A 23,889-nucleotide genomic window follows, 5' to 3' on the forward strand; every position below is an offset into this window, starting at 1 on the left:
AAAATGAGCAAATTAACACTAATTATAAAGAGAGAGTTTATTGCAAAAGCACGTAATAAATCGTTTATAGTGATGACTTTTTTAAGTCCGCTAATTATGGTAGGTATGGGTGCTTTAGTTTATTTTTTGATGAAAAAAAATGACGAAAAGGTTAAAGAAATCGTTTATGTAGATCAATCAGGTTTGTTTTCTAAAGAAGATTTTAAAAACACCAAAACGTTGCACTATCAGGATTTTACGACTTTAGGAGTTGAGGAAACCAAAAAGAAAGTAGAAGCTGGTAATCATTATGGAGCTTTAATAATACCTAAACAAGATAGTTTAGAGCTTTTGGCAAAATCAATAGAATTTTACTCAAAAGATTCACCAGGAATGTCTGTAATGGGTGCTTTAGAAAGTAAAATTGAATCTAAAATCAGAAACGAAAAACTAAATAATTTCGGAATTGATATTGCAAAAATTAATGCATCTAGAATTCAGTCTGATATTAAAATGTATAATTTTTCTGGTGAAGAATCATCAAAATTAATAAACGGATTAAAAATTGGAGTAGGTGTAATAGCTGGTTATTTTTTAATGATGTTTGTAATGATTTACGGAACTTCTGTAATGCGTAGCGTAATCGAAGAAAAAACCAGTAGAATTATAGAAGTTATTGTATCATCAGTAAAACCTTTTCAGTTAATGTTGGGTAAAATTATTGGTAATGCCTCTGCAGGTTTGTTACAATTTTTTATCTGGGGAATTTTATTGTTTATTATAATAACTATAGCATCTTCTGTTTTTGGGGTTGATGTGGCAGAAATGCAAACTTCTAGAATTCCTGCAGACCAATTAGAAGCTGTACAAAAAGCTGCTGGTGGAGATAAAATGCAATTGGTAATTCAAGAGATTTTAAGATTACCAATTTTAAAAATGTTTATTTTATTTATCTTTTATTTTTTAGGTGGTTATATGTTATATAGTTCTTTATTTGCTGCTGTTGGTGCTGCTGTAGATAATGAAACAGATACACAACAATTTATGTTGCCAATAATGTTGCCTTTAATTTTAGGTGTTTATGTTGGTTTTGCAACTGTAATTAACGATCCTCATGGACCAATTTCGGTTGCTTTTTCTTACATTCCATTAACTAGCCCAATTGTAATGTTAATGCGAGTTCCTTTTGGAGTTTCTTGGGTAGAATTGGTAATCTCTATGAGTCTGTTAATCATTACATTTGTATTTATGGTTTGGTTAGCTGCCAAAATTTATAGAGTTGGTATTTTAATGTATGGTAAAAAACCTACCTATAAAGACTTATATAAGTGGTTAAAATATAAAGGATAAATGTTGCAAGATACTATTGATAAAGTTAAAGAAACCATTGTAGAAGAAACCACTTCTATTTTAGATTATAAATTTGTTTTTAGTCAAGAAATAGGAATTACAGTAAGAGGGTTAATCTTTGTTGTGGTTGCATTATTGGTAACTTCTTATGTGTTAAAACTGATAAGAAGGTTTATCACCAGAAAAATGCCTGCTAATGATAAACAAAAATTTGCAACAGTTTTTGGTTATGTAAGGTGGTTTGTGTTTTTGGTTATTTTTTTAATAGCAATGAATACTTCTGGGGTAGATGTTACAGCAGTATTTGCGGCTTCTGCAGCTTTATTAATAGGTGTGGGTTTGGCATTGCAAACCCTTTTTCAAGATATAATTTCTGGTATTTTTATTTTGGTTGATAAAACTGTTCACGTTGGCGATATTATAGAATTAGAAGGGAAAATTGGTCGAGTTTTAGATATAAGATTAAGAACCACAAGAGCTGTAACTGTAGACAATAAAGTTTTAGTGATACCTAACCATTTATATTTAACCAATATTTTATTTAATTGGACAGAGAATGGAACAGAAACAAGAGAGTCTGTTAGTGTAGGAGTTGCTTACGGTACAGATGTAGAAAAAGTAAAAAAAATATTATTAGAAATTGCTAAAAATCAGTCAACTGTATTAAAAAATCCTGCACCTGTAGTATTATTTACAGATTTTGCAGACAGTTCACTCAATTTTAAGGTAGTTTTTACGTTAAATAATAGTTTTGAAGTACGTTTTACTCAAAGTAATATTCGTTTCGAAATTGATAAAGCTTTTAAACAAAATAACATAACAATCCCTTTTCCACAAAGAGATGTACATTTGTTTACCGAAAAATAATATAATTGTGATAAAAAGAATAACCTTATTAATCTTCTTAAGTTCTATCGGTTTTTTGAATGCTCAATTAACAGATTTAGCAAGGCTAGAATATTCTTTTATTCCTAAAAAAAAATCAGATGACGAGTATACAAGAATTAGAGCTTTATTTAACTATCCCATAGAGTTAAAAAATGATAAATATATTTTTATAGGTGCTGAGTATAATAATATTTTTTTGAACCTTAATGATAATTATCCTTTTGATAAATCACTTTTAGAAACCTTAACCATATTAGATATTAATTTAGGTTATACATATAAAATTAATGATAAATGGAGGGCAGGCTTTAAACTAACACCAAGATTAGCATCTACTTTAACAGAAAAAATTACTGATGATGACTTATTTTTAAATGGTGGTATGTTTTTTGTAAAAGATAGAACAAAAGCCACAAAATTAAAAAAGCCATATAGGTTAATTTTAGGTTTAACCTATAACACAACAACTGGTATACCTTTTCCTTTACCTTTTGTTAGTTATTTTAGACAAATTAATGAGTCTTGGTCTTTTAATGCAGGTGTGCCAAAATCGAATATAAAATATAGCTTAAATGATAAAAATGACTTGCAAGCTTTTGTTGGTATAGATGGTTATTTTGCTCATTTACAAAGGCCAGCAACAATTTTAGATAAAGAAGTAGATCACATATCTTTATCTGTTGTAATTTCTGGTTTGGGTTATGAGTATTTACTTAGTAAGCATTTAGTTTTGTATGCTTATTGTGGTTATACGTTAAGAATGAATAACGTTTTAAGAGACAAGGATAGAGAAAATGTATTTACATTAGATAATGTGAATGCTCAATATTTAAGAACAGGAATAAAATTTAAGATATAAATGGCAAAAATATTAATCATAGAAGACGAAGCAGCAATTAGAAGAGTTTTATCAAAAATAATATCCGAAGAAAATGATGATTACAATGTAGAGCAAGCAGAAGACGGTTTGTTGGGTATAGAAATGATAAAAAATAACGATTATGATTTGGTTTTATGCGATATTAAAATGCCAAAAATGGATGGTGTTGAGGTTTTAGAGAAAGCAAAAAAGATTAAACCAGAAGTACCAATTGTTATGATTTCTGGCCATGGAGATTTAGATACAGCAGTAAATACAATGCGTTTAGGCGCTTTTGATTATATTTCTAAACCACCAGATTTAAACAGACTTTTAAATACGGTTAGAAATGCTTTAGATAGAAAAGTTCTAGTTGTAGAAAACAAGAGGCTTAAGAAAAAAGTAAGTAAAAATTATGAAATGATTGGTGAGAGTAGTGAAATTACTCACATTAAAGAAATCATAGAAAAAGTAGCAGCAACAGATGCCAGAGTTTTAATTACAGGGCCAAATGGAACAGGTAAAGAGTTGGTTGCACATTGGTTACATGAAAAATCAAATCGTTCTAAAGCCCCTATGATTGAGGTGAACTGTGCTGCAATTCCATCAGAATTAATTGAGAGTGAGTTGTTTGGTCATGTAAAAGGTTCTTTTACAGGAGCAAATAAAGATAGGGCAGGTAAATTTGAAGCTGCAAATGGAGGAACCATTTTTCTAGATGAAATTGGTGATATGAGCCTATCTGCACAAGCTAAAGTTTTACGTGCTTTACAAGAAAATAGAATCTCTAGAGTAGGTTCTGATAAAGACATTAAAGTAAATGTAAGAGTTGTTGCAGCAACCAACAAAAACTTAAAAGTAGAAATTGCAGAAGGTAGATTTAGAGAAGATTTATACCATAGATTAGCAGTTATTTTAATTCAAGTACCTGCGTTAAATGATAGAAGAGAAGATATACCTTTATTAGTTGACTTTTTTACAGAAAAAATATCTAATGAACAAGGTACACCTAAAAAATCTTTTTCTTTGGATGCAATTCAGCTATTACAAAAATATGATTGGACAGGTAATATACGAGAATTACGTAACGTAGTAGAGCGTTTAATTATTCTAGGAGAAAAAGAAGTTTCTGCAAACGATATTAAATTGTTTGCAAGTAAGTAACTTCTTTAGTTTCTAAGAGCGTAATTATTTCTTTAAAATCTTTTTCTTTTGCATAATCTAATGCAGATTTGTTTTCTAAATCTTTTAGTGATGAATCTGCATTTTGCTTTAATAAAAATTCTACCATTTTTGGTTGATTGTATAAGGTTGCAAAAATTAAAGCAGAATAGCCTAATTTATTTTGAGTATTTATTTTAGCGCCATTATTTATTAAAAGTTCAGCAATTTCTACATTACCCTTAAAAGCGACACCTAATAAAGCAGTGTTACCTTTTGCATCTCTATGATTTACATTCGCATTGTGTTTTATTAAAGTTTCTGCAATTTCTTTTTTATCAAAATAAGTGGCAAAAACTAAGGGACTGAATCCTCTTTGATCTTTAGAGTTTACTAAGCTTGGAAACCTTTTTAAAAGTGTTTCAATTAAGTTAATATTTACATTTTGGATTGCTCCAAAAAAAGCATTTAAAGTATTCATATTTTTATTTTTTAAAAAGGATAAACTCTATTTAAAGAGTTTATCCTTTATGTAGTTTATTATTTATTTGATGTCAAAACGATCTGCGTTCATCACCTTTGTCCAAGTTTTTACAAAATCGTTTACAAATTTTTCTTTGCTATCATCTTGTGCATATACTTCTGCATAAGAGCGTAATATAGAGTTAGACCCGAAAACTAAATCTACGCTAGTTGCAGACCATTTAAAAGTATCTGTTTTACGATCTCTAATTTCGTATAAAGTACCAGCAACAGGATGCCACGTATTTGCCATATCTGTTAAGTTTACAAAGAAATCATTGGTTAAAGAGCCAACATTATCAGTAAAAACTCCATATTTAGTATCTCCATAATTTGTTCCAATTACACGCATACCACCAATTAAAACTGTCATTTCTACAGCAGTTAAGCCTAATAATTGAGTTTTATCTAATAACATTTCTTCTGGGCTAACAATGTAATCTTGTTTTAACCAGTTTCTAAATCCATCTGCAACAGGCTCAAGAACATCAAAAGAATCTACTTCAGTCATTTCATCAGTAGCATCTCCACGTCCTGAAGAAAAAGGAACAGTTATATCAAAGCCAGCATTATTTGCAGCTTTTTCTACACCAACATTACCAGCTAAAACAATTGTATCTGCAATACTGATGTTGAATTCTTTTGCAATTGGTTCTAAAACAGATAATACTTTTTGTAATCTTTCTGGTTCGTTACCAGCCCAATCTTTTTGTGGTGTTAAACGAATACGAGCTCCATTTGCTCCTCCACGCATATCAGAGCCTCTGTAAGTTCTTGCGCTATCCCAAGCTGTACTTACTAATTCAGAAATACTTAAATCTGTATTTGCAATTTTTTCTTTTATTAGATTTACATCATAATTAGCATTACCTGCAGGAATAGGGTCTTGCCAAATTAAATCTTCTGTAGGTGTGTCTGGTCCAAAATATCTTGCTTTTGGTCCCATATCTCTGTGAGTTAATTTAAACCAAGCTCTTGCAAAAGTTTCTGTAAAATAATCATGATCTTTACTAAATCTCTCACAGATTTCACGATAAATTGGGTCAACTTTCATTGCCATATCTGCATCTGTCATCATTGGGTTTAATCTTATTGATGGATCTTCTACGTCTACAGGTTTATCTTCTTCTTTTATATTAATTGGTGCCCATTGAGTTGCACCTGCTGGGCTTTTAACAAGTTCCCATTCATAACCAAATAAAAGATCAAAATAACCATTATCCCATTTTGTAGGTTCTGTTGTCCATGCACCTTCAATTCCACTTGTAAAAGTATCTCTCCCTATACCAGTTCCGTTAGAATTTTCCCAACCAAAACCTTGGTTTTCTAATGGCCCAGCTTCTGGTTCAGGACCTAATTTACTTGCATCTCCATTTCCATGAGCTTTACCTACAGTATGTCCACCAGCAGTTAAAGCAGCTGTTTCTTCATCATTCATAGCCATTCTTGCAAAAGTTTCACGAATATGAAAAGCTGTTTTAGCAGGGTCAGATTTGCCATTTACACCTTCTGGATTAACGTAAATTAGTCCCATTTGTACAGCAGCTAAAGGGTTTTCCATTGAGCTTGCTTCTTCTACATCTTCATAACGTTCATCACTTGGTGCTAACCATTCTTTTTCTGCACCCCAATACGTGTCTTTTTCTGGTTGCCAAACATCATTTCTACCAAAAGAAAAACCAAAAGTTTTTAAACCCATAGATTCGTAAGCAATTGTACCAGATAAAACAATTAAATCTGCCCAGCTTAATTTGTTACCATATTTTTTCTTGATAGGCCAAAGTAAACGTCTTGCTTTGTCTAAGCTTGCATTATCTGGCCAAGAATTTAAAGGTGCAAAACGAATATTTCCTGTTCCACCTCCTCCACGTCCATCAGAAAGTCTATAAGAACCTGCAGAGTGCCAAGCTAATCTTATCATTAAACCTCCATAATGACCCCAATCTGCTGGCCACCAATCTTGGCTATCTGTCATAAGTTTTGTAACATCTTCTTTTAAAGCAGCAACATCAAGTTTCTTTAATTCTTCATGATAATTAAATTCTTCACCTAAAGGATTTACTTTAGTGTCATGCTGATGTAGAATGTCTAGATTTAATGCATTTGGCCACCATTCTTTATTATCTTTTTCAGCTGAAGTATTGCCTCCGTGAAAAGGACATTTAGTGATATCTCCAGAACCGTGTTTTAAATTTTCCATTATAAATATATTTTTAAATTTTAGTTTTATTTTTATTGATGAGGCAAACCTACGACTATTTTACAGATAATTAAAATCTATTGTTTTTATTTTAATATAGATTTTAATTATTAAAAATAAATTGTAGCATTTCTAAAAATAGTAAATTTAAAATAAAGTTAATTTATCTTAAGTGTAATTTAATATAAATAAAACTTATTAAAATATAAGAACATCCCATTAATATTTTTAAAATAGTTTGCTTGTATTAGTATCTTTGTAAAAGAAATAAGAACAAATTATTAATAAAATAAAATTTAAAAAAAATGGCAACAGCAGTTGGTAAAAAATTTCCAGATTTAAATGTAGACGCAATGAATGAAATGGGTGATACATTTAAGGTAAATGTATTAGAAGAAGCAGTTAATAATAACAAAAAAGTTGTTTTATTCTGGTACCCAAAAGATTTTACATTTGTATGTCCTACAGAATTACATGCTTTTCAAGCTGCTTTAGGTGAATTCGAAAAAAGAAACACAATAGTAATTGGTGCTTCTTGTGATACTCCTGAAGTACATTTTGCTTGGTTGAGTCAATCTAAGGATAATGGAGGTATAGAAGGTGTTACTTATCCATTATTAGCAGATTCTAACAGAAACTTATCTTCAATTTTAGGAATTTTAGATATTACAAATGAAACTTTTGATGAAGCTACACAAACTGTACAAGTAGAAGGTGATAACGTAACTTACAGAGCTACATATATTATTGATGAAGAAGGTGTTGTACAACATGAAAGTATTAACAACATGCCATTAGGTAGAAATGTTGGTGAATATTTACGTTTAGTAGATGCTTTAACTCATGTTCAAGAAAAAGGAGAGGTTTGTCCTGCAAACTGGGAAGAAGGTAAAGACGCAATGTCTCCTAATGCAAAAGGAACTGCAGAATATTTAGCTTCTCATTAAATAGATTTTTTTTAAATGAGTTTGTGTTAGTGTTGGGGGATAATAGCACAAACTCATTTTTAAATATAAAAAAACAGAATTATGTTACAAGAATTAAGTCAAGATAATTTATCAGAAATTGTTGCTGATAATCAAAAAGTAGTAGTACAATATTCTGCAACTTGGTGTGGAAATTGTAGGATAATGAAACCAAAATTTAAAAAATTGGCTTCAGAAAATGAAAGCGTAGCTTTTGTTATTGCAGATGCAGAAGCTTATCCAGAAAGCAGAAAGTTAGCAGACGTAAGTAATTTGCCAACTTTTGCAACTTTTGTAGATGGTAAAATTGTAAATCAAACCCAAACCAATAAGTTTGATGTATTAAAAGATTTAGTAAACGAAGTTGTGTAGTTATGAAATTACCTGTAATAAAACACTTAACTAATTTTATCGAAGAAAACGATCAAGATTATGTTTTAGAAACTATAGAAACACTTGAAGCATTAACAGAAGTTCCTTCTTTAAAAGACGAAGAATTAGATGTTATTGGTGAGTTAATTTCTAATATGTATGGTGCTATAGAAGTAGATAAAATGGTAAAGACTGGCACACCAAAAAAAGAAGCTTTAAATACTTTTATGAAAAGAGTTTTAGGCTCTATAGATAAATAAGTATTGCAAAATAATAGTAAAAAACCTCAAGTGGAAGCTTGAGGTTTTTTTGTGTTTTATTCTTCTTGATATTGTAGTTCAATAATAGTTTTATCTACTCTTGTACCTTTTTCATTATTAATATCTATTAACGATGTTCTTTCGGTTTCTATTCTATGAGGTAAACCTGGGTAGTAATAATATTCGTAAGTATTTCTGTCTTTTATTTCGAATTTTGATGTTTTTAAAGCTTCTTCAAACTTTTCATCAGTAATACCTAATTTTTTAAATACCAATTTTAGTAATTCTAAAGAATCTTTAGGGTCTAAGTCTAATTCTTGTTTAAACACACAAAAATCATCATCTACATCAACAGAATCAAAAAACACTTTTGCATCTGCTTTTATAGGATTTCCACCAAACATATTTGGTAATTGATCTACATAAGTTAATGTTTCATTAGTGTTAAATTCATAGCCCATAGGAAAATGAAAATATTGTAATTCCTTAACAACTAGCTTTTCAATACCTTGTTGGTTAGCATACATGGCTTTGATTGGTTTCATAGATTTTTCTAGAACTTTCTCCATCTCTTTATCTTCTGCACCTAAAACAATAACAACATCATCAATCATGGCACTTAACAAAGTACTGACTTCTTGCCAGTTTAAAATTTCTAAAAACTCGCCAGTTTCAGAGGTTTTATACTTTACTTCTGTAAACTTATATTTTTCAAATTTTTCTAAAAGTGCTTCAGGAATGTTATAATTGTTGCCTAAATCATTTTCGTATTTCCAGCTAATTGTATATGAAGTTTCAGTAGAATCGATTACTTCAAAAAGTGCAGTATATTCACTTTTTCTGTCTTTAACTAATTTGCCTTCTTTAGTTTGTTGTTGAATTTTTGATACTTTATATTCATACATATCACCCAAAGACCAATATGCTACAAAAGAAACGTTTGTGCTATCTGTCTGAGAAAACATAAAATTCTGACAAAGTAATAAGATGCAAAGAAGTTTAAAATTTTTCATTTTTTATTTTTTTTTGATGCAATTTTTTATAGTGAATACAGAACTTTAAAATCAGAATTAATTACAATTCAACATCCTTAGAATTCTCAGAATATGTTCTCCATTTTTCTAAACAGTCTGTAATATCTTTAGGTACTTCTGAATTGAACTGCATAAATTCACCAGTAATAGGATGTGTAAATCCTAATGTTTTTGCGTGTAAAGCTTGTCTAGGTAGAACTTTAAAACAGTTGTGTACAAATTGCTTGTATTTGGTAAAAGTTGTTCCTTTTAAAATGTCATTTCCTCCATATCTTTCATCATTAAAAAGAGTATGGCCTATATGTTTAAAATGCGCTCTAATTTGATGAGTTCTACCAGTTTCTAACTTACATTGTACTAAAGTAACGTACGTTAAACGCTCTAAAACTTTAAAATGAGTAACTGCATGTTTTCCAAAATCACCATCAGGAAAAACAGCCATTTGCAAACGGTTTTTTAAACTACGCCCAATATTGCCTTCAATTCTACCTTCATCATCTTCTATATTTCCCCAAACCAAAGCGTAGTATAAGCGTTCTGTAGTTCTATCAAAAAATTGTTTCGATAAATGTGCCATTGCAAATTCGGTTTTAGCAACAACTAATAAACCACTAGTATCTTTGTCTATTCTATGCACCAAACCTGGTCTTTCATTAGAATTTGTTGGTAAATTTTCTATATGATGAATTAATCCATTTACTAAAGTACCAGAATAATTTCCATGACCTGGATGCACAACCATTCCTGCTGGTTTGTTAACCACAATAACAGTATCATCTTCGTAAACAATATCTAAAGGAATATCTTCTGCAACCAGTAAGTTTTCTGCTGGTGGATATGCCAAAACAACTCTTACTACATCAAGTGGTTTTACTTTATGGTTCGATTTTACAGCAACATCATTCACTAAGACATTACCTGCTTTTGCAGCTTGTTGTACTTTGTTTCTTGTTGCGTTTTCAATGAAATTCATCAAAAATTTATCAACCCTTAATGGCTCTTGACCAGCAGTGGCTGTAAATCTATGATGTTCGTATAAATCATCATTTTCGATGTCTTGAGAATTATTTTCTTGCATATTTTTTAGTTACTAAGTTTCTAAGAAACAAAGTTGTAAAGTTTAATGAATTTTATTTTTGCTAACTAACTGCTAACTGAATTCTATCTCTCACCATCACCCAAAACCAACTCAATAATAGAGTTTTTAGGCAATTTATCATTCGGATTTAAGATTTTTCCTTTGTGGCGTAAACCTCTAACTACATCTAAACCAATGTCTCTAACATAAGTATAATCTGTACCTACAATAAAACCAATTGCTGTTAATTCAGATTCAGCTTGTCTTTTGGTGCGTCCATTTAAATCTGGAATGGTAATATCTCTAAATTTAGACGGATTTAAAGTAAGGTATATTTTACGTTTTTCTTTAACAAAATCTCCAGCTTCAGGGCTTTGTTCTATCACAGATTTTTTAGGATAAGTTGGGTTGTAGCTTGCGCTGTCTATCACTTTAAAATCTAAATTTAATTCTTTTAATTTTCGTTCGGCTTCATCTAAAGTGATTTTATGAAGATTAGGAACTTGTATTTTTTGGTCGTGATTTGTGGTTATGTTTAACCAAAACTTTAAGACAAAAAATAATATAAAAAAACCAACAATTGCAATTACAATTTGCAATAAAAACGATTTGCTTTTCAGAAATTTAAAAATACTCATAAATGTTTTTTGATAGATGCACAAAGATATAAAAACTAAACGTTGCAGTTTCTATTTATATTTTGATAAATTTGTTATAATTAATACAATTTGATGAAAAAAAATATTGCCATAATAATGGGTGGATATTCATCCGAAGTTAACATTTCTTTAGTGAGTGGAAATGTGGTTTACAAACATTTAGATAAAGAAAAATACAACGCATTTAGAGTGCATATTCTAAAGGATAAATGGGTTGCTTTAGATGATAATGATAAAGAATATAAAATCAATAAAAACGATTTTTCTTTTGTTTTAGCTGATGAAACTGTCACATTTAGTTGTGTTTTTAACGCAATTCATGGTGCTCCAGGTGAAAACGGAATACTTTTAGGTTATTTAGAACTGCTAAATATACCTCATACTTCTGCTCCTTTTTATCAAATGGCATTAACTTTTAATAAAAGAGATTGTTTAAGTGTGGTAAAAGAATACGGAATTAAAACCGCAATTTCTGTATATTTAAATAAAGGTGATGTTTTAAATACTGATGCAATTATTGAAAAAGTTGGTTTGCCTTGTTTTATAAAGCCAAATAATGCTGGTTCTAGTTACGGAATTTCTAAAGCGTATTCTAAAGAGGAAATTTTAAAAGGAATTGATGTTGCGTATAAAGAAGACAATTCCATTTTAATTGAGTCTTTTTTAAACGGAACCGAAGTTTCTGTGGGAGTAATTGAATATAACAACGAAATTAAAGTATTGCCAATTACAGAAATTGTATCAGATAATGATTTCTTTGACTATGAAGCAAAATACGAAGGAAAATCGCAAGAAATAACGCCTGCCAGAATTTCATCAAAAGAAAAAAGTAGAGTAGAAGAAGTTGCAAAAAAAGTGTACAAAGCTTTAAATATGAGTGGTTTTTCTAGATCTGAATATATTTTTGTTGATGGAGAACCTCATTTTTTAGAAATGAATACAGTGCCTGGAATGACAGAAGAAAGCATTTTGCCACAACAAGCCAAAGAAGCAGGAATTTCTTTAAAAGAACTGTTTGACAATTCAATAATGAGTGCCATTAAATAGAGACAAGATGTTTTTGATTCAGGAAACAGGATTAATCTTGTATCTTGAATCAAAAACATCTTGTTTCAATAAAGTTAAAATATAATAAAGATGAAAAAAGCAATTTTTCCAGGATCATTTGATCCACTAACATTGGGTCACGTAGATATTATTGAAAGAGGGGTAACCGTTTTTGATGAATTAATTATTGCCATTGGTATTAATGCAGATAAAAAATATATGTTTTCTTTAGAAGAACGTAAAAAATTTATCGAAGAAACCTTTAAACACGAACCCAAAATAAAGGTTGTAACCTACCAAGGTTTAACTGTAAATTTTTGTAGAGAACAAAATGCAAATTTTATTCTAAGAGGTTTAAGAAACCCTGCTGATTTTGAGTTTGAAAAAGCCATTGCACATACCAACAGAAAATTATCAGAAATTGAAACTGTGTTCTTATTAACATCTTCTGGTAAAAGTTATATTTCTTCATCAATTGTAAGAGATGTAATTAGAAATGATGGAGATTACACAGGTTTAGTGCCAGAGGCTGTTAGAGTAAAATAAAAATCAAAACAAATATGCTTTCCACTTTGTTTTGTCATTTCGACCTTGTGGAGAAATCTCATACATTAATGTTGATTTTATTGTCGACATTTTAATTTAATATAAAATGAAAAAAATAATCGTACTTCTTATCTCAATTTTAATTTTTTCTTGTGATAATTCATCCAAAGAAAATAAAGATTTCACTACACTTTTTGAAACTTCAAAAGGCACAGAAACTCCAGAATACAAAGAGGTAATTTCGTATTACACAGATTTGGCAGAAGTATATGATGAAATTTCGTTGTTTTCATTTGGGCAAACAGATTCAGGTGAACCTTTGCATTTGGTGGTGTATGACAAATCAGGCATTTATAATGTTGATGAAATAAAAAACTCACCAAAAAATCGAATTCTAATCAATAACGGAATTCACCCAGGTGAATCTGATGGAATTGACGCTTCTATGATGTTGTTAAGAGACATTGTGAAAAAAGATTCTTTGCAAAATAAATATCAAAATTCAATTATTTGTGTAATACCTGTGTATAATGTTGGTGGTTCTTTAAATAGAAATTCGCACACAAGAGCCAATCAAAATGGACCTTTAGAATATGGTTTTAGAGGTAATTCCAGAAATTACGATTTAAACAGAGATTTTGTAAAACAAGATACAAAAAATGCAGCAGCTTTTGCAGAGATATTTCACACTGTAAATCCTGATGTTTTTATAGACAATCACGTAAGTAATGGTGCAGATTATCAATATGCAATTACACATTTATTTACACAGCATAATAAATTAGGTGGCAGTTTAGGTAACTTTTTGCAAAATAAAATGCGCCCTGAATTAGAAACATCTTTAGTAAATAAAGGCATTAATATTACACCTTATGTAAATGTTTGGGGCACAACTCCAGAAACTGGATTTTCGCAATTTTTCGATTCACCAAGATATTCTACAGGTTACACAACCATGTTTAATACTTTAGGTTTAATGGTAGAAACGCATATGCTAAAACCTTATAAAATTAGAGTAGAGCAAACGTATGAATTAATGCTTTCTGCTTTTGATTTTGCTGAAAATAATTCAGTAGATATTAAAGAATTACGTACAAAAGCAACATCAGAAATTTTAGCGAAAAAAATATATCCTATACAATTTAAAGTAGATAGAGAAAAGTTTAGAACTTTAAATTTTAAAGGTTATGAAGGTGAAATTATAGATAGTAAAGTTACCAATGGAAAAAGATTATTTTATGATAAAACAAAACCATTTGTAAAAGAAACAAAGTATTTTGATGAGTTTAAAGTTACCAAAACAATCGAAATTCCGAAAGCTTATATTTTGCCTCAAGGTTGGCATAATGTTGTTGAGCGATTAAAGAATAACAACATTGAGTTTACACGTTTTAATAATGATACCATAATTGAAGTTGAGGTAAATCATATTAAAGATTATAAAAGTAGAACATCACCTTATGAAGGACACTATCTGCATTATAACACTACAATTTCTGCATCTAAAGAAAGTATTAAATTTTTAAAAGGTGATGTTTATATTGATACCAATCAAAATGGAGTTCGTTATTTATTAGAAACCTTAGAAGCAGAAGCTACAGATTCCTTTTTTAATTGGAACTTTTTCGATACTATTTTACAACAAAAAGAAGGGTATTCTGCCTATGTTTTCGAAGATATTGCTGAACAATTATTAGCAGAAAACCCATCACTTAAAAAAGAGTTTGAAGATAAATTAAGCAATGATGCAGATTTTGCTAAGAATTCAAGAATGCAGTTGAATTTCATTTATAAAAATTCTCCTCATTACGAAAAAGCGCATTTACGTTTACCAATTTTTAAAGTAAGATAGTTATGAAAAATATATTAATACTATCAATTTTAGCTTTTCTAATTAGTTGTAAATCATCAGAAATGAAAGAGCAAAAAGCTACAGAATTTTACATTGGTACCTATACAGATGGTGAAAGTAAAGGGATTTACAAATCGCAAATTGATAGCAAAGGATTTTTATCTAAAATTAAGTTAGTAGCGGAAACGAAAAATCCAACTTTTTTAGTAAAATCTAAAGACAATAAAACACTTTTTGCAGTTGCAGAAACTGCAGAAAAAGGCAAAGGTTTTGTAAAATCGTATAAAATTGAAAATGATAATTTAAAGCAAATTAGTATTTCAGAATCTGGTGGAGCAGGACCTTGTTTTGTAGCGATAAATGATGATAATTATGTTTTAACTGCAAATTATGGAGGTGGAAGTGTAGGTTTATTACAAGCCAATGAATCTGGAAAATTGTCAGAATTGTTAAACGTACAACAGCATAAAGGTAAAGGAACTACAAACAGGCAGAGAAAACCACATGCACATTCTGCTTGGTTTCATCCAAAGAAAAAAGAAGTTATTGCTGTTGATTTAGGAACCAATGAATTATGGTTTTCTACGATTGATAAAAAAGAAAATAAGCTAGTTTTGGCAAATCCAAATACATTAAAAATGGCAGATGGTGCAGGGCCTAGACATTTAACGTTTCATCCGAATCATAAATGGATTTACGTTTTAAACGAACTCAATAATACAGTAACTTTGGTAAAAGAAAAGGACAATTTTTATGAAATAGATGCGTCAATTTCTATGATTCCTGAAAATTTTACCGAATTTTCTAAAGCTGCAGATATTCATATTTCTAAAGACGGTAAATTTGTATATGCTTCTAATCGTGGGCACAATTCCATTGTAATTTATAAAGTACATCCTGAAAACGGAAAATTATCTTTAGTGGGTTTTGAATCTGTAAAAGGAGAAAGTCCAAGGAATTTTTCGTTAACTCCCGATAATAAATTTCTTTTGGTGGCCAATCAAGATACTCATAATATCATCTCTTTTCAAAGAAATGAAACTACAGGAAAACTAACGTTTGTCTCAGAAATTTCTGCGCCAAAACCTGTGTGTATTTTGTTTTAAATTATTGAATAATCACAGTATTTTTACTTATGATTTTTTCATCATTTTTAAAGATTAAAAAATAAGTTCCGCTTTTTAAATGAGAAATATTAAGTGTTTTAGAGGTGCTTTCTTGTTTGATATCAACTAATTTACCAAGTACATTGTAAATGTAAATCTGACTGTAATCTTCAGAAAAATCATTAATAATTTGGATTTCATTTACAACAGGATTAGGAAATATTTTAATCAATTGATTGTTAGTTTTTAAATCGTTTACAGACAAAGTATTTACCTCCTCAATACTAAAATCGGCAAATAAAACAGCTTCATCTCTTAAATCTTGCACGTTGTTTAAACTTCTATAAATACCCCATTTTGGGCGTACAAATTCAGCACCATTTTGCCAATTATCAATAGAGTTATTTTCGTATTCAAAAACTACAGTTTGGTTGTCAATTCTTTTAATTTCTAGAGAATAATAACTGTTTGTGCCAAATTCAATTCTTTCTGTAAACTCAACCCAATGTCCTTTTATTAAAGATAAATCTACTTTTTTTAAGGTCTCTTGATCATCAGTGCTCGTTTGTCTTAATTCTAATTGATCTGGTGTCCCTTTTCTTGCAGTTAGCGTATACATTGGTATTGATGAAAAATCGCCACCAACAGATTTTAATTGATGCAGGTGTGTAAAATTAGGTGATGCTTGAAAATTTGCATCAATTTTCATTTTCCATTTGTAAACAACTTTTTCGCCTTCAATCGCTTTTAAATTTTCAGGACTTTTGTCATAAGATTTAATTTCAGTTCGTTGTCTATCGTCGTTTTTACAACGATCATCATCTTCATTAGCATGTGCAAAAAATCGAAAAACGTTTTTGTTTAAGTCAGCATCAAAAAGTTCATCTATATGTCTGCCAAAAGTGGTGTGTTTGCAATCTGGTACTTCAACTACATCATAATTAGGTGCTAAAACAGAATTTATCAATTCATAAGTATTTCCAGAACCATCTGCAGTTAAAGTTACTTGAGAAAAAGTTGGAGAAGAAAAGCAAAATACAAATAAAAAAAGAAGGTATAAATATTTCATTTTGATTGTGATAGAATTGGTTAACCAATTTTGGATATCCAAATATAGAAAGAATTTTTGTGTTATATAAAAATTATGAGATTTATTAAATTAACGTCATAAAATTATCATTTTTAAAATTTATGTACCTTGTAAAACAATAAACATTAAATATGACAAAACTTTCAATTAATAATAAATTTTATGAGATTGATGTGCAGGATGATATGCCACTTTTGTGGGCAATAAGAGATATTGTTGGTTTAACAGGTACAAAATTTGGTTGTGGAGTTGCACAATGTGGTGCTTGTTCTATTTTAATTGATGGTAGGCTCACAAAATCTTGTAGTATGCCAGTGGCTTATGGAGTTGGAAAAGAAATTTTAACTATTGAAGGGACAACACAAAATTTAGAATATTTAAGAGAAGCTTGGTTTGATGGTAATGTGCCACAATGTGGTTATTGTCAGTCAGGGCAATTGATTGCAGCCACTTCTTTGTTAGATAAAATTGAAAATCCTACAGATAAAGATATAGATGATGCTATGAGTTCTAATATTTGCAGATGTGGAACATATTCAAGAATTAGAAAAGCAATACACAAAGCTGTAGCACTTAAAAACCAAAATTGATGAGTAAAATACAACAAATAAATCGTAGAGATTTTGTGAAATTTTTTGGTTTAGCATCTACAGGAATTATTTTAGGGTGTAATGTATCATCAAACAAAAAAGAATTTTTACCACAAGTGGATGGAATGTTTACACCCAACTTATTTGTGCAAATTCAAAGAGATGGCAACATTACATTAATTGCTTCTCGTTCAGAAATGGGGCAAGGCATTAAAACCTCTTTGGCTTCTGCAATTGCAGATGAATTAGAAGCAGATTGGCAATATATTACAGTAAAACAAGCCACAGGAAATGCTAAATATGGCAATCAAAATACGGATGGTTCTAGAAGTGTACGAACTATTTTAGAACCTATGCGTAAAATGGGTGCAGCTTCTAAAATGATGTTAATTACTGCAGCAGCAAAAAAATGGAATGTTGCTGAATCTGTTTGTAAAGCAGAGAATCATTATATTATAAACAGCAATTCTGGTGATAAGATTTTCTTTGGAGATCTGGTTGATGAAGCTGCTGAAGTTGCAATTCCTGCTGATGAAAACATCAAACTAAAAAAAGTAGAAGATTTTAAATATATAGGTAAAGATTTAAAGAGTGTCGATTTAAAAGATTTTACGGACGGAACTGCAACTTATGGCATCGATTTTAGAATTCCGAATTTAAAATTTGCAGCCATTGCAAGATGTCCTGTAACTTACGGAACTGTAAAAAGCTTTGACAGCACTGATGCAGAAAAAGTTGCTGGTGTAGAAAAAGTGATTAAATTAAATAAAATGGATCCTCCAATTGGTCAGTTTTTTGGAGCTTTAGGTGGTGTTGCTGTAATTGCTAATAATACTTGGTCTGCTTTTCAGGGAAAATTAGAATTAGATATTGAGTGGAATTATGGAGAGAATCATTCTTTTAATTCTGATGAATATAAAAAACGCTTAACCCAAAGAGTGCATCAAAAAGCAAAATTAGTGCCAGGTAAAAAAGGCGATGTTTTTACTGCTTTTGAGGAAGCAGATAAAATTGTAGAAGCTACATATCACGTTCCTTTTTTGACCCACGCACCTATGGAAGTACCCAATGCAACTGCTTGGTTTCAAGAGAATAAAATTGAAGTTTGGGCTCCTTTACAAGATCCGCAAACTGCAAGAGCAGAATTGGCACACTTTTTTGAAATTTCTTTAGAAAATATTACCATAAATGTGACTATGTTAGGTGGTGGTTTTGGACGTAAATCAAAGTCAGATTTTGTGGTAGAAGCAGTTGCTTTATCCAAAGAAATGGGTACACCTGTACAAGTGGTTTGGACACGTGAAGATGACATTAAACACGGTTTTTATCATTCTACAAGTGCGCAATATTTAAAAGGAAGTTTAGATAAAAACGGAAATGTTTCTGGTTGGTTGCAAAGATTGGCTATGCCTTCTATTGCATCAATTTTTAAACCATTGTCAGATTATGCAACTGGTTCAGAATTAAACCAAGGTTTTACCAATAACCCTTATAATTTAACAAACTTTAGATTAGAAAATGCGAAAGCAGAAGCACATGTAAGAATTGGTTGGATGCGCTCTGTAATTAATATTCACAGTGGTTTTGGGAATAACTCTTTTGTAGACGAGCTAGCAAATGCTGCAAATGTAGATCCTGTTCAGTTTCATTTAGGTTTAATAGGAAAAGATAGGGTTATTCAAGGAAAATCGGAACATCCTTACAATTCAAAACGCATGAAAGATGTTTTAATAAAAACATCTCAAATGGCAAATTGGGGTAGAACTTTGCCCGAAAATCATGGATTAGGAGTTGCAATTCAATACAGTTTTTACAGTTATGTAGCTACTATTGTTGAGGTTGCTGTTATAGATGATAAAGTTAAAGTCAAAAATACTTGGACCACCATAGATTGTGGTTTGGTTTTAAACAAAGACAATGTTAAAAATCAATTAGAAGGTTCTGTCTTTTTTGGAATGTCTTTGGCTATGTATGGAAAAATTTCTACAACAGAAGGCGCTGTTGAGCAAAATAATTTTTTCGATTATCAAATGACAAGAATGAAAGATGCACCAAATATCCATATTCATATTATGGATAAAATGAACGAAAAACCAACTGGAGTTGGTGAGGCAGGAGTTCCTGTTATTGCACCTGCTATTTGTAATGCAATTTTCAATGCTACAGGGAAACGTGTAAGAAGTTTGCCTTTGGTTGATGCAGGGATGGTTTAATTAGTCTTTCTCAATAAGAAAAAATAAATTAATCCATACTTTTGCTACCTTCTTTGTAATTTGTATTGCCTCCTTTTAACTTACGTTTTATCTTTACATAAAGTTGATAATTAACGTGGTATTTTTTAATGTTTTTTTAGGTGATAATTTTTTAGTATTTTCTTCTGTTGTGCACTGAAATCTCATTTTTAATTTATCTACTTGATCCAAATCTACAAGATTTCCTTTAGTCAAATAATACTACAATTTTTTTTAAATTATACCACTTTACTTTTTAGAATATACTAGTATAGTGTTAAAAAAATAACTTACTAAGGATAAAAAAGTAACAAAAGTTATAGAAAAATGTTAGGTAACAAATGTATTAAAGTATAAGGAGCAATATTATAAAGTTGTTGACTTTAGCTACAATAGTTAGTTATTGGTATTTCTAGAATTTTAATACATTAAAAATTTCATTAATTTTAGAATGAGAGTATTATTTTAAACTATAAATTATTTGTAAATTCGTTTAAAAGCAATTTCTTCAGCTTTTTGTGTTATGGAAAAAAGAATTAAAGTTACTTGTGCAATCATTCAATTTAATGATAAAATTCTAGCTGTACAAAGAAGTGATACAATGAAACTACCTTTAAAATGGGAATTTGCAGGTGGAAAAATAGAAAAAGGAGAAACAGATATTGAATGCATTAAAAGAGAAATATTTGAAGAATTAAATATTAAAATTGAAATTAAAAAAAGGCTAACTCCTGTAGCTTATGAGTATCCAGATTTTAAAATTAAATTGATTCCTTTTTTAACTGATTATATTTCAGGAGAACTAATCTTAAAAGAGCATTCAGATTTTGTTTTAGCTCATAAAAAAGAATTAATTAACCTAGATTGGGCTGAATCAGATGTACCTATTTTGAAAGAATTTTTAGCATTATGAATCAAGGAATCTACGAAGAATTAATTACACAACTTATCAATGAGAAATTAAGTGAAATTGATAAGAATAAATTCTTTTTAAAGAAAAGTCCCATTGATAAAGTGGAGGCTTCAAGTATTCTTTCTAAACATTTAGCCAAAACATTAAAACAAGCTTTTGGATTTATTGGAAAAACGAAAGTCGATGAACAGATTAAAATAGCGAATAAAATAATCATTTTACTTAAAGAAGAACTAAATAAACAAGAATTTGATGAAGATTTAATAAATGTTGAAGGTGAAATTTTAAAAGCTGTGTTCTCTAAAGCTGATGCTCATTTTTCAAATTTAGATTTAAGACTCAAAGAAATTACACCATATACAACCTTAACTCAAAGTGAACTTTTTACAGGCGGAAATGGAGGTTTATCCTTAGAAAGTGAATTAAAAAAAGAGATTTTATCGTCAAATCAAATTAATTTATTAGTTTCTTTTATTAAATTTAAAGGAATAATTATTCTTGAAAAAGAATTAAGAGAATTTACTGAACGAGGAGGGAAATTAAAAGTAATTACTACAACTTATATAGGGGCAACAGATTACAAGGCTATCCAATTACTCGCTAAACTGCCTAATACAGAAGTTAAAATATCTTATAATACTTCAAACGAAAGATTACACGCAAAAGCTTATTTGTTTTATAGAAATTCAGGCTTTCATACTGCATATATTGGTTCATCTAATTTTTCAAGGTCTGCTTTAACTGATGGTTTAGAATGGAATTTAAAAGTTACAACTAAAGAAGTTGGTCATATAATTGACAAATTTCAGAAAACATTTGATGCCTATTGGCAAAGCGATGATTTTGAATTATTTGATGATATCATACACAAAGAAAAACTACAAAATGCACTAAAGCAAAGTAAGTTTAGTAAACCTTATGAAAACACAACTGCTTTTTTTGATATCAAACCATTTCCATATCAAAATGAAGTTTTAGAAATACTAGAAGTAGAAAGAACTGTACACAACAGGTATCGTAATCTTGTAGTTGCAGCAACAGGAACAGGGAAAACAGTTATTTCTGCTTTTGATTATAAACGATTTAAACAAGAAAATACTTCTGCTAAGTTACTTTTTCTAGCACATAGGAAAGAAATATTACAAAAATCACTATCAACTTTTCAAGGTGTTTTAAGAAATAATAATATTGGAGAACTTTGGGTTGATGGAATAGTTCCTAATAATTTTGAATATATATTTGCATCTATACAAACAGTAAATAATCAATATAAAAATCATAATTTAACACCTGAATATTATGATTATATTATTATTGATGAGTGCCATCACCAAAAAGCCAATAGCTATCGAGAAATAATCAATTACTTTAAACCAAGAGTACTTCTTGGACTTACAGCTACACCAGAACGAATGGATGGTGGAGATATTTTAGAGGATTTTAATAATAAAATTGCAGCAGAGATAAGATTACCTGAAGCAATGAATAGAAAATTACTTTGCCCTTTTCAATACTTTGGTATTACAGATAGCATTGATTTAACAAATGTTAAATGGGTTAGAGGTAAATATGTTGCTAGCGAGTTAACTAATTTATATACTGAAAGTGATAGAAGAGTAAGAGAAATAATTGATGCATTAAACAAGTACACAAAAGATGTTACTGATGTTAGAGCTTTAGGTTATTGTGTGTCTATGGAACATGCAAAATACATGTCAGAAAAATTTACTTTAGCAGGATTTAAAGCTGATTATTTAACAAGTAAAAACAGTAACGACAGGGTTTTTATTCGTCAAAAATTAGAAAAAAAAGAAATCAATTATTTATTTGTTGTTGACATGTTTAACGAAGGTATTGATATCCCTGAAATTGATACTGTGCTATTTTTAAGACCAACAGAAAGTTTAACTGTCTTTTTACAACAATTAGGAAGAGGTTTAAGACTGCATCAAGATAAAGATTGTTTAACTGTTTTAGACTTTGTAGGGAATTCTAAACCAGAATACAATTTTGAAAGTAAGTTTAGGGCCTTAATTGGTAAAACAAATACAACTGTTAAAAAAGAAGTTGAAGACAATTTTCCTCATTTACCATTAGGATGCTCAATAATACTAGAGAAAAAAACAAAAGAAACAATTCTTAAAAATATTTCTGCTGCAACCTCTTTAAATAAGAGTAAATTAATTCAAAAAATTCAGCAGTTTCAACACGACACTAATTTACCTTTAACTATTGGTAACTTTAGCACTTTTTACAATATTCCTTTACAATTTATCTATAAAAGAGGAAGTTGGAAACGCTTGTGTCAACTTGCGGGTAAAATAAATCATTTCTCTTCAGAGAATGAAAAAGAAATTGTTTCTGCAATTTTATACAAATGGCTTTCAACAAATTCTTTAAGTTATTTTTCTTTTATTCTAAAAATTGCAAAACTAAATTTCAATATAAAAATTTCAGAATTTTCATCTAATGAAAAGACAATGCTTCTAATGCTGCATTATGATGTTTGGAGACAAGCAGGTGGTTTTGATTCTTTGGAAAAAAGCATTAAAGCAATTGGTTCAAATAATGTTCTAATTAAAGAAATAAAAGAAGTCCTTGAGGTTTTAATAGAAAACATCAGCTTTAAGGAATTACCAATTCTGCTTCCTTATGAACAACCATTAAAGTTACATAGTCGTTATACCAGAGACCAAATTTTAGTAGCTTTTAAGCTAAGTAGTTTTGATGTTAAGTCATCAAATAGAGAAGGAACTGCAGAAAATAACAATTTAAAAACAGAAGTGTTATTCATCAATCTAATGAAATCCGAAGAAAATTTTTCGCCTTCAACAATGTATGATGATTATGCTGTAAATGAATTATTGTTTCATTGGCAAACTCAAAACCAATCAAGACCCGATAAAGGTAAGGGCTTGTCTTATATCAACCATAAAAAAAATAAAAAAAGAATCTTGCTTTTTGTTCGTGAAAAAGCTAAAAATGAATATGGTAAAAGCTTAGGTTACGTATTTATTGGAGAAGGGAATTTAAGAGATTATTATGGTTCTAAACCCATGAGTATAAATTGGGAACTAAAAGAACCAATGCCACATTATTTATGGAAAGATGCTGCTAAATTGTCTTTAGGATAACTAAAAAAATAAAAATTAAAAAAGAAACAGGAACGATATTTGTGATTTACAAA

The 23,889-nt window shown here is 29.8% G+C and carries 21 protein-coding genes; 15 read left to right on the top strand and 6 right to left on the bottom strand.

What is annotated here, in order from left to right; all coding sequences use genetic code 11:
- The first annotated feature begins 3 nt into the window (after positions 1 to 3).
- Genes KO506_RS15905 through KO506_RS15920 form a run of 4 tightly spaced genes read left to right on the top strand, consistent with a single transcriptional unit; the run spans position 4 to position 4,240 of the window.
- Positions 4 to 1,329 (top strand): ABC transporter permease, encoded by a 1,326-nt coding sequence (locus KO506_RS15905; RefSeq protein WP_215995910.1) that lies wholly within the window; start codon positions 4 to 6, stop codon positions 1,327 to 1,329.
- Positions 1,330 to 2,196, top strand: coding sequence for a mechanosensitive ion channel family protein (locus KO506_RS15910; protein WP_215995911.1), 867 nt, complete (start codon positions 1,330 to 1,332; stop codon positions 2,194 to 2,196). It abuts the gene before it with no gap.
- Between the two features lie 7 nt (positions 2,197 to 2,203).
- Positions 2,204 to 3,076, top strand: a complete 873-nt coding sequence (locus KO506_RS15915) for a DUF6268 family outer membrane beta-barrel protein (RefSeq protein ID WP_303437086.1) — start codon at positions 2,204 to 2,206, stop codon at positions 3,074 to 3,076.
- Positions 3,077 to 4,240, top strand: coding sequence for a sigma-54-dependent transcriptional regulator (locus KO506_RS15920; RefSeq protein ID WP_215995913.1), 1,164 nt, complete (start codon positions 3,077 to 3,079; stop codon positions 4,238 to 4,240).
- On the opposite strand, the gene KO506_RS15925 is transcribed toward KO506_RS15920, so the two are convergent.
- Both KO506_RS15925 and katG read right to left on the bottom strand, forming a co-directional pair.
- Positions 4,218 to 4,718, bottom strand: coding sequence for an ankyrin repeat domain-containing protein (locus KO506_RS15925; protein WP_215995914.1), 501 nt, complete (start codon positions 4,716 to 4,718; stop codon positions 4,218 to 4,220). The two genes, KO506_RS15920 and KO506_RS15925, sit on opposite strands and share 23 nt — an antisense overlap.
- 63 nt (positions 4,719 to 4,781) lie before the next feature.
- A complete protein-coding gene (gene katG / locus KO506_RS15930) occupies positions 4,782 to 6,959 on the bottom strand; it encodes a catalase/peroxidase HPI (protein WP_215995915.1) in 2,178 nt (725 codons plus the stop codon).
- Between the two features lie 305 nt (positions 6,960 to 7,264).
- On the opposite strand from katG, the gene KO506_RS15935 reads away from it, so the two are divergent.
- The 3 genes from KO506_RS15935 to KO506_RS15945 all read left to right on the top strand — a co-directional run bounded on the left by KO506_RS15935 (position 7,265) and on the right by KO506_RS15945 (position 8,556).
- On the top strand, positions 7,265 to 7,906 hold the full coding sequence (locus KO506_RS15935) for a peroxiredoxin (protein ID WP_215995916.1): 642 nt from the start codon (positions 7,265 to 7,267) through the stop codon (positions 7,904 to 7,906).
- An 81-nt stretch (positions 7,907 to 7,987) separates the two neighbouring features.
- Positions 7,988 to 8,296 (top strand): thioredoxin family protein, encoded by a 309-nt coding sequence (locus KO506_RS15940; protein WP_215995917.1) that lies wholly within the window; start codon positions 7,988 to 7,990, stop codon positions 8,294 to 8,296.
- 2 nt (positions 8,297 to 8,298) lie between these two features.
- Positions 8,299 to 8,556, top strand: coding sequence for a DUF6952 family protein (locus KO506_RS15945; RefSeq protein WP_215995918.1), 258 nt, complete (start codon positions 8,299 to 8,301; stop codon positions 8,554 to 8,556).
- A gap of 56 nt (positions 8,557 to 8,612) precedes the next feature.
- Here the strand turns inward: KO506_RS15945 and KO506_RS15950 are convergent, their stop codons facing one another.
- From KO506_RS15950 to KO506_RS15960, 3 genes are all read right to left on the bottom strand, one after another.
- Positions 8,613 to 9,569: a hypothetical protein gene (locus KO506_RS15950; protein ID WP_215995919.1), complete on the bottom strand. Its 957-nt coding sequence runs from the start codon at positions 9,567 to 9,569 to the stop codon at positions 8,613 to 8,615.
- Positions 9,570 to 9,630: 61 nt separating this feature from the next.
- Positions 9,631 to 10,668 carry an RluA family pseudouridine synthase gene (locus tag KO506_RS15955; protein WP_215995920.1) on the bottom strand — a complete coding sequence of 346 codons (1,038 nt, stop codon included), beginning with the start codon at positions 10,666 to 10,668 and terminating at the stop codon, positions 9,631 to 9,633.
- Positions 10,669 to 10,751: 83 nt separating this feature from the next.
- Positions 10,752 to 11,306: a PASTA domain-containing protein gene (locus tag KO506_RS15960; protein WP_215995921.1), complete on the bottom strand. Its 555-nt coding sequence runs from the start codon at positions 11,304 to 11,306 to the stop codon at positions 10,752 to 10,754.
- A 93-nt stretch (positions 11,307 to 11,399) separates the two neighbouring features.
- Between KO506_RS15960 and KO506_RS15965 the strand changes: the two genes are divergently transcribed.
- The 4 genes from KO506_RS15965 (at position 11,400) to KO506_RS15980 (ending at position 15,878) form a co-directional block, all read left to right on the top strand.
- On the top strand, positions 11,400 to 12,374 hold the full coding sequence (locus tag KO506_RS15965) for a D-alanine--D-alanine ligase (RefSeq protein WP_215995922.1): 975 nt from the start codon (positions 11,400 to 11,402) through the stop codon (positions 12,372 to 12,374).
- Positions 12,375 to 12,464: 90 nt separating this feature from the next.
- Positions 12,465 to 12,920 carry a pantetheine-phosphate adenylyltransferase gene (gene coaD, locus KO506_RS15970; RefSeq protein ID WP_215995923.1) on the top strand — a complete coding sequence of 152 codons (456 nt, stop codon included), beginning with the start codon at positions 12,465 to 12,467 and terminating at the stop codon, positions 12,918 to 12,920.
- A 106-nt stretch (positions 12,921 to 13,026) separates the two neighbouring features.
- A complete protein-coding gene (locus KO506_RS15975) occupies positions 13,027 to 14,772 on the top strand; it encodes a M14 family metallopeptidase (RefSeq protein WP_215995924.1) in 1,746 nt (581 codons plus the stop codon).
- A 2-nt stretch (positions 14,773 to 14,774) separates the two neighbouring features.
- The gene (locus KO506_RS15980) at positions 14,775 to 15,878 is read left to right on the top strand and encodes a lactonase family protein (RefSeq protein WP_215995925.1); all 1,104 of its coding nucleotides are present in this window, start codon (positions 14,775 to 14,777) and stop codon (positions 15,876 to 15,878) included.
- 1 nt (position 15,879) lies between these two features.
- Here KO506_RS15980 and KO506_RS15985 read toward each other — a convergent pair whose 3' ends face one another.
- The gene (locus KO506_RS15985) at positions 15,880 to 16,947 is read right to left on the bottom strand and encodes a T9SS type A sorting domain-containing protein (protein ID WP_215995926.1); all 1,068 of its coding nucleotides are present in this window, start codon (positions 16,945 to 16,947) and stop codon (positions 15,880 to 15,882) included.
- Positions 16,948 to 17,099: 152 nt separating this feature from the next.
- Between KO506_RS15985 and KO506_RS15990 the strand changes: the two genes are divergently transcribed.
- The 4 genes from KO506_RS15990 to KO506_RS16005 all read left to right on the top strand — a co-directional run bounded on the left by KO506_RS15990 (position 17,100) and on the right by KO506_RS16005 (position 23,836).
- Entirely contained in the window at positions 17,100 to 17,558 is a 459-nt protein-coding gene (locus KO506_RS15990; protein ID WP_215995927.1) for a (2Fe-2S)-binding protein, read from the top strand.
- Positions 17,558 to 19,771 (top strand): xanthine dehydrogenase family protein molybdopterin-binding subunit, encoded by a 2,214-nt coding sequence (locus tag KO506_RS15995; protein ID WP_215995928.1) that lies wholly within the window; start codon positions 17,558 to 17,560, stop codon positions 19,769 to 19,771. Before KO506_RS15990 ends, KO506_RS15995 begins: the two co-directional genes overlap by 1 nt.
- A gap of 541 nt (positions 19,772 to 20,312) precedes the next feature.
- Positions 20,313 to 20,702 carry a (deoxy)nucleoside triphosphate pyrophosphohydrolase gene (locus tag KO506_RS16000; RefSeq protein WP_215995929.1) on the top strand — a complete coding sequence of 130 codons (390 nt, stop codon included), beginning with the start codon at positions 20,313 to 20,315 and terminating at the stop codon, positions 20,700 to 20,702.
- Positions 20,699 to 23,836 (top strand): DUF3427 domain-containing protein, encoded by a 3,138-nt coding sequence (locus KO506_RS16005; RefSeq protein ID WP_215995930.1) that lies wholly within the window; start codon positions 20,699 to 20,701, stop codon positions 23,834 to 23,836. Before KO506_RS16000 ends, KO506_RS16005 begins: the two co-directional genes overlap by 4 nt.
- Positions 23,837 to 23,889 lie beyond the last annotated feature (53 nt).

It is taken from the genome of Polaribacter vadi (assembly GCF_018861005.1).
GTDB classification, from domain to species: Bacteria; Bacteroidota; Bacteroidia; order Flavobacteriales; family Flavobacteriaceae; genus Polaribacter; species Polaribacter vadi_A.

Bases quoted from the DNA above. Each gene is read 5' to 3' on its own strand.
- KO506_RS15905 (WP_215995910.1), top strand. From the start codon at position 4: ATGAGCAAATTAACACTAATTATAAAGAGAGAGTTTATTGCAAAAGCA.
- KO506_RS15935 (WP_215995916.1), top strand. From the start codon at position 7,265: ATGGCAACAGCAGTTGGTAAAAAATTTCCAGATTTAAATGTAGACGCA.
- KO506_RS15955 (WP_215995920.1), bottom strand. From the start codon at position 10,668: ATGCAAGAAAATAATTCTCAAGACATCGAAAATGATGATTTATACGAA.
- katG (WP_215995915.1), bottom strand. From the start codon at position 6,959: ATGGAAAATTTAAAACACGGTTCTGGAGATATCACTAAATGTCCTTTT.
- KO506_RS15940 (WP_215995917.1), top strand. From the start codon at position 7,988: ATGTTACAAGAATTAAGTCAAGATAATTTATCAGAAATTGTTGCTGAT.
- coaD (WP_215995923.1), top strand. From the start codon at position 12,465: ATGAAAAAAGCAATTTTTCCAGGATCATTTGATCCACTAACATTGGGT.
- KO506_RS15960 (WP_215995921.1), bottom strand. From the start codon at position 11,306: ATGAGTATTTTTAAATTTCTGAAAAGCAAATCGTTTTTATTGCAAATT.
- KO506_RS16000 (WP_215995929.1), top strand. From the start codon at position 20,313: ATGGAAAAAAGAATTAAAGTTACTTGTGCAATCATTCAATTTAATGAT.
- KO506_RS15925 (WP_215995914.1), bottom strand. From the start codon at position 4,718: ATGAATACTTTAAATGCTTTTTTTGGAGCAATCCAAAATGTAAATATT.
- KO506_RS15965 (WP_215995922.1), top strand. From the start codon at position 11,400: ATGAAAAAAAATATTGCCATAATAATGGGTGGATATTCATCCGAAGTT.
- KO506_RS15980 (WP_215995925.1), top strand. From the start codon at position 14,775: ATGAAAAATATATTAATACTATCAATTTTAGCTTTTCTAATTAGTTGT.
- KO506_RS16005 (WP_215995930.1), top strand. From the start codon at position 20,699: ATGAATCAAGGAATCTACGAAGAATTAATTACACAACTTATCAATGAG.
- KO506_RS15990 (WP_215995927.1), top strand. From the start codon at position 17,100: ATGACAAAACTTTCAATTAATAATAAATTTTATGAGATTGATGTGCAG.
- KO506_RS15985 (WP_215995926.1), bottom strand. From the start codon at position 16,947: ATGAAATATTTATACCTTCTTTTTTTATTTGTATTTTGCTTTTCTTCT.
- KO506_RS15920 (WP_215995913.1), top strand. From the start codon at position 3,077: ATGGCAAAAATATTAATCATAGAAGACGAAGCAGCAATTAGAAGAGTT.
- KO506_RS15975 (WP_215995924.1), top strand. From the start codon at position 13,027: ATGAAAAAAATAATCGTACTTCTTATCTCAATTTTAATTTTTTCTTGT.
- KO506_RS15910 (WP_215995911.1), top strand. From the start codon at position 1,330: ATGTTGCAAGATACTATTGATAAAGTTAAAGAAACCATTGTAGAAGAA.
- KO506_RS15945 (WP_215995918.1), top strand. From the start codon at position 8,299: ATGAAATTACCTGTAATAAAACACTTAACTAATTTTATCGAAGAAAAC.
- KO506_RS15950 (WP_215995919.1), bottom strand. From the start codon at position 9,569: ATGAAAAATTTTAAACTTCTTTGCATCTTATTACTTTGTCAGAATTTT.
- KO506_RS15995 (WP_215995928.1), top strand. From the start codon at position 17,558: ATGAGTAAAATACAACAAATAAATCGTAGAGATTTTGTGAAATTTTTT.